Raw genomic sequence first — 6,161 nt, forward strand, 5'->3', positions numbered from 1 at the left:
GTTGTTGTAGCGGCGTTTGGGGTTGGGGTTTCGGCGGTTCCGGCGGGGTCGGACGAGTTGACGGTTGCGACGTTTGTGCCGCCTCAGCATCATACGAACACGGTTATGTTTTCGTGGTTTGGCGAGGAGCTTGAGAAGCGGTCCGGGGGGACGTTGACGATGAAGCTTTTCCCGGCGGGGCAGCTTGGTGCGGGTCCGGTTCAGCAATACAAGCGCGCGGTCGAGGGGGTTGCGGACATCACCTTTGGCGTTTCGGCCTATACGCCGGCGCTGTTTCCCAAGACGATGCTGGCGATCCTGCCGGGCAAGTCGGAGAGTTCGGCGGAGGCGACCCGGCGTATGCTGGCGGCGTTTGACGCGCATCTGGCGGATGAATACGAGGACGTGAAGGTGATCGGCCTGACCACCGCCGCCGGGATCGGGATCGCGGCGACGCGGGACATGTCGACGATGGAGGGGCTCAAGGGGGCCAAGGTGGTGCCCTATGCGGCGCTGACCACGCCGATTGTCGAGGCGATGGGCGCGGTTCCGGTGCAGATGCCGGTGACCGAGATGTATACGGGCCTGTCCACCGGCACCATCGACGGCGCCTATTCGACCTATAACAACATGACGCCGCCGTGGAATTTCTGGGATGTGGCATCGCATTTCGTGACCAATGTGCCGGTGCAGCACGCGGTGATCTTCGTGGTGATGAACCGCGACCGTTACGAGGGTCTGAGCGAGGCCCACCGCGCGATCATCGACGAGCTGGCGGGCGAGGCCGCGTCGATGAAGCTGGCCGAGAGCTTTGACGGGGCCGACGCGAAATCGCTGGCCATCATGCAGCAGACCAGCGGCAAGAATTACACGCTGGTCGAGGTGTCGGACGACGAGCGCGCCAGGATGGATGCCGCGGTGGCCGAGGGGCTCAAGGTGATCTTTGCCGATTACGCGGAGCGCGGCATCGACAATGCCGAGGCCATCTACAACGCGCTCAACCAGTAACCCCGCAACCGGGGCGCGCCGCCCCGGTCTGCCGCGGTTTCCCCTGGAGGACCCCATGACGCATGAACCGAAACTGCCCGGCATCATCGCGATGCTGGACCGTCTGCTGATCCTGTTTTCGCTGATCCTGGGCGGTGCGACGCTGGTATTCATGACCGGGTTTTCGGTCTGGAACGTGCTGGTCATGCGCAAGGCGCTGAACAGCCCGATCGTCGGGGCCGAGGACCTGCTGATCCTGTCGCTGGTGGTGATCGTTGCCCTGTCGGTGCCGCTGGGGGCGCGGACCGGGGCGCATATCGAGATCGAGGTGCTGGAATCGCGGATGTCCGCCGGCTTTGCCAAATGGTCGATGGTGGCGGTCAAGCTGCTGGCGGTTGGCCTGCTTGCGCTCATGGCCTGGCGGCTGTGGCATGCCGGTCAGAGCGCCGCGAAATTCGGTGAGACCACGCAACAGCTGCTGATTTCCTTTGGTCCGTTCTACCACATGCTGTCGGTCTCGGCGGCGATCTACGCGGCGGTCATCGTCCTGGACATCTGGCAATTGCTGCGCTCCGGCAAGGTCGCGCCGCTCAGGATCGGTGGAGAGCTGTGATGATCGACATGACCCTCCTGGGGCTGCTGGGTCTGCTGGCCCTCTTCGTTCTGCTGGCGCTGCGCATGCCGGTTGCCCTGTCGATGCTGGGGGTCGGCTTTGCCGGCACCGTCATCGCCAATGCCAACAAGTTCATCGCCGTCGGCATGGAGGCCGGCCAGGCCTGGGCGCGGGGCTGGACCATCGCCTATTCCAACCTTGCCGGCGAGACCTTCGAGGCGGCGTCGAACTTCAACCTGCTGGTGATCCCGATGTTCGTGCTGATGGGCAATCTCGCGGGTGTGTCGGGCATGTCCAACGACCTGTTTGCCGCCGCCTATCGCTGGATGGGGCACATGCGGGGCGGGCTGGCCTCGGCGACCATCGCCGCCTGTGCCGGCTTTGCGGCGCTCTCGGGGTCTTCGCTGGCCTCGGCGGTCACCATGGGCCGCGTCGCGCTGCCCGAGATGAAGCGCTACAACTACGCCGACAGCCTCGCCACCGGGTCGGTGGCGGCGGGCGGAACGCTGGGCTTTCTGATCCCGCCCTCGGGGGGCATGATCATCTATGCGGTGCTGACCGAGCAATCCATCGGCCGGCTGTTCATGGCCGGTGTCTTTCCGGGCATCATCCTGACGCTGCTGTTCATCGGCGCGATCTATCTCGTGGTGGCGCGCAAGCCCGAATCCGGGCCGCGCGGCGCGGTCTCGAGCCGGGCCGAACGCCTGGCGGCGGGCTGGCGCGCCGCGCCGATCCTGAGCGTCGTCCTGATCACCATCGGCGGCATGTACACGGGGTTCTTCACCCCGGTCGAGGCCTCTTCGGTGGGGGCTTTCCTGACCTTCCTCGTGGCCCTGTGGCGGCGCCGGCTGGACCCCGCCGCGCTGCGGGCGGTGATCCTGCAGACGATGAATGCCACCGCGACCGTGTTCCTGATCATCATCGGCGCCTTTGTCTTCATCCCGTTCATGTCGATCACCGAGGTGCCGGCCCAGCTGGTGACCCTGCTGACCTCGCTGCCGATCGGCGACCTGGGCGTGCTGCTGGTGATCATCCTGGCCTACATGTTCCTGGGCATGTTCCTGGAATCCATGGCGATGCTGGTGCTGACCATCCCGGTGGTCATCCCGATCGCCATCGGGCTGGACTGGGACCTGATCTGGTTCGGCATCATCGTGGTGATCGTGCTCGAGATGGGCATGATCTCGCCGCCGGTGGGGATCAATGTCTTCATCGTCAAATCCATCGCCCCCGACGTGCCGATGGGCCAGATTTTCCGCGGCATCTGGCCGTTCTGGTTCGCCATGGCGGCCATGCTCGGGCTTCTCATCCTCTTTCCGCAGATCGCGCTTTTCCTGCCCCGGGCGATTGTCGGCGGGTAGCACAAGACAGGAGACGTCTCATGGACGCGCAGACAGATATCAGAACGCTTCGGCACTTTATCGGCGGTGACTGGTGCGCCGCCGGGGGCGGCGAAACCCTCGACGTGCTGAACCCGCTGGATGACAGCCTCTATGCCCGCGCGGCACGCGGGAGCGGTGACGACATGCGCCGGGCCATCGCCGCGGCCCGGGCGGCCTTTCCGGCCTATCGCGACACCACCCCGAGCGCGCGCGAACGCATGTTGCTGCGGGTGGCCGAGATCATGGAGGCGCGCAAGCAGGAGCTGCTCGACTGCCTGGTCGACGAGATCGGCTCGCCGGTGCAGAAGGCGATGTTCGAGTTCACCAAGGGCCTGACGATGGTGCGCGCCGCCGCCGGCCTGTGCCGCAACGTGCGCGGCGAAACCCTGCCCTCGGATGCGCCGGGCAAGTTCTCGATGTCGATCCGCGAACCGCTTGGGGTGGTCGCGGTCATCACCCCGTTCAACGTGCCCCTGATCAAGACCACGCGGCTGGTCGCAAATGCGCTGGCGGTGGGCAACACGGTCGTGCACCTGCCCTCGGAAATGGCGCCGCACCTGAGCCTGATCTTTGCCGAGATCGTCGCCGAGGCGGGCTTTCCCGCCGGCAGCTACAACGTGGTCACCGGCTATGGCCACGAAATCGGCGACGACCTGACCGGCGACCCGGACGTGAATTTTGTCACCTTCACCGGCTCCAGCGTGATCGGGCAGCACATCAACGAGATCTGCGCGCGCAACAAGACGCCCAACACCCTGGAGCTGGGCGGCAAGAGCCCCACCGTGATCCTGGCCGATGCCGACCTGGACAAGGTGATGCCGCTGGCCGCCCGCTCGATCTTCATGTTCGCCGGCCAGGCCTGTATCGGGTCGAGCCGGTTCTATGTCGAACGCCCGCTTTATGACACCTTTGTCGCCCGCTTTGCCGCGATCGCCGCCAACCTGGGCATGGGCGACCTGCGCGACCCGGACACGGTGATCGCCCCGATCATCTCCGAGCGCCAGCGCCAGAGGGTCAAGGACCACATCGCCGACGCCCTCGCCAAGGGCGCGACCCTGGTCACCGGCGGCGCGTGGCAGGGCAACCGCTGCCAGCCCACCCTCCTGACCGATGTCACCGAGGACATGACCCTGTGCAAGTCCGAAACCTTTGGCCCGGTCACCGCGATCTATCCGATCGACAGCTACGAAGAGGGGCTGCAAAAGGCGAATGACACCGAATACGGCCTGTCCTCGGCGATCTTTACCGGCAATATCGACCGCGCCTTTCACTTTGCCAGGAACATCAATGCCGGCATGTGCCATGTCAACGGCCCGACCATCCATGACGAGGCGCATGTGCCCTTTGGCGGCAACGGCGAATCCGGCGTCGGCCGCGAAGGCACCGACGCCGACATGGAAGCGATGACGGAACTGAAATGGGTCACGGTGCAGCTATGACATTCACGCTTTATCATCACGGGTCTTCGGTCTGTGCCGCCAAGGTGCGCTTTGCCATGGACGAAAAGGGGCTGGACTGGGACGGGGTCTATATCGACATCCTCAAGGGCGAACAGTTCGATCCCGAATACCTGAAACTCAACCCCAAGGGCGTGGTGCCGACGCTGGTGCATGACGGCACGGTGATCCCCGACAGCACGGTGATCGTCGAATATCTCGACCAGATCGCCCCCGACAGCAGCGTGCATCCGACCGACCCCTGGGAGCGGGCGCAGGCGCGCTACTGGACCAAGGCGGTGGACGAGGACCTGCACCCGGCCTGCGGCGCGGTCACCTTTGTCTGTTCGCACCGGCACACGGTTCTGAAAAATCTCGGACCCGAGGGGGTAAAGGCCTTCCTCGCCTCGACCCCGCCGATGTCGGTGACCTCGAACTGGAAGGACCTCAAGGACAGCTATACCCGCCACGGCTTTGACGCGCCGGGCGCCGCGGACAAGGTCAGGCTCTATGACAGCTACCTGCAAAAGATGGAAACAGCGCTGCAGGGCCGGGACTGGCTGGTCGGCAACCGTTTCTCCATCGCCGACATCGCCATGACGCCCTATGTCAACCGGCTGGCGATGATGTCGATGCGCGGCATGTGGGAGGGCGGCCGCCTGCCCAATGTCGAGACCTGGTTCGCCCGGATCGAGGCGCGGCCCAACTTCAGGAAATGCCTGATCGACTGGGTCCCCGAGGACCTGACCAACGACCTGCGCGAAAACGGCGCCAAGAGCTGGCCCGAGGTCGCAAAAATCCTGGAGATAGAAATCTGAGCCCGCCCTCAAGCAGCGAAGCGATAGGGCATAAAATCCCGCCCTCAAGCAGCAAAGCGATAGGGCATGAAATCCCGCCCTCAAGTAGCAAAGCGATAGGGCATGAATCCCGCCCTCAAGTAGCAAAGCGATAGGGCATGAATCCCGCCCTCAAGCAGCGAAGCGATAGGGCAGATAACACAGGAGGAACGTCATGGGACGTCTTGAAGGGAAAGTCGCCGTCATCACCGGGGCGGCGCAGGGGATCGGTGCGCTGATGGCCCGGGCGATGGCCGACGAAGGCGCCAGGGTCCTGGTGACCGATGTGCAGGACACCGCCGCCGCGGTGCGGGCGATCACCGATGCCGGGGGCACGGCGCAGGGCCTGACCGTCGATGTCACCAGCAATGACGATCTCGCCGCCATGGTCGACACCGCCAAGGCCATGGGCGGGCTCGACATCATGGTCAACAACGCCTCGATCTTTGCCACGCTGCAACCCAAACCGTTCTTCGAAATCTCCGATGACGAGTTCGACACCATCATGCGCGTCAATGCCCGCGGCGTGCACCAGGTGATGCGCGCCATCGTGCCCACCATGATCGCGGCGGGCGGCGGCAAGGTGGTCAACATCGCCTCGGGCACGTTCTATTACGGACCACCGGGCCTGTCGCATTACACCGCCTCCAAGGGGGCCGTGATCGCCCTGACCCGCTGCCACGGGCGCGAACTCGGCGACAAGAACATCCAGGTCAACGCCATCGCCCCCGGCCTCACCGAAAGCGAAGGCCTCGCCGCAAACACAGGATTTGACATCGCCCGAGCCCCAACCGTCGCCTCCAGATCAATCAAACGCGACATGCTACCACAAGACCTGCTCGGAACACTCATCTACCTCGCATCAAACGACAGCAACTTCGTTACAGGACAAACAATCAACGTAGACGGTGGCAAAATTAACATCTGA

The 6,161-nt window shown here is 64.4% G+C and carries 6 protein-coding genes; all 6 read left to right on the forward strand.

Annotated elements, in window-relative coordinates; all coding sequences use genetic code 11:
• Window positions 1–75 precede the first annotated feature (75 nt).
• Window positions 76–987, forward strand: coding sequence for a TRAP transporter substrate-binding protein (locus tag ACP15R_RS27270; RefSeq protein WP_424988964.1), 912 nt, complete (start codon window positions 76–78; stop codon window positions 985–987).
• Between the two features lie 55 nt (window positions 988–1,042).
• On the forward strand, window positions 1,043–1,579 hold the full coding sequence (locus ACP15R_RS27275) for a TRAP transporter small permease (RefSeq protein ID WP_424988782.1): 537 nt from the start codon (window positions 1,043–1,045) through the stop codon (window positions 1,577–1,579).
• Window positions 1,579–2,940 (forward strand): TRAP transporter large permease, encoded by a 1,362-nt coding sequence (locus ACP15R_RS27280; protein WP_424988783.1) that lies wholly within the window; start codon window positions 1,579–1,581, stop codon window positions 2,938–2,940. The genes ACP15R_RS27275 and ACP15R_RS27280 overlap by 1 nt, the downstream gene beginning before the upstream one ends.
• A gap of 20 nt (window positions 2,941–2,960) precedes the next feature.
• Window positions 2,961–4,400 carry an aldehyde dehydrogenase family protein gene (locus tag ACP15R_RS27285; RefSeq protein WP_424988962.1) on the forward strand — a complete coding sequence of 480 codons (1,440 nt, stop codon included), beginning with the start codon at window positions 2,961–2,963 and terminating at the stop codon, window positions 4,398–4,400.
• Entirely contained in the window at window positions 4,397–5,215 is an 819-nt protein-coding gene (locus ACP15R_RS27290) for a glutathione S-transferase family protein (RefSeq protein WP_424988963.1), read from the forward strand. The genes ACP15R_RS27285 and ACP15R_RS27290 overlap by 4 nt, the downstream gene beginning before the upstream one ends.
• 193 nt (window positions 5,216–5,408) lie before the next feature.
• Window positions 5,409–6,161, forward strand: coding sequence for an SDR family NAD(P)-dependent oxidoreductase (locus tag ACP15R_RS27295; protein WP_424988517.1), 753 nt, complete (start codon window positions 5,409–5,411; stop codon window positions 6,159–6,161).

Source organism: Microbulbifer sp. S227A (assembly GCF_049800935.1).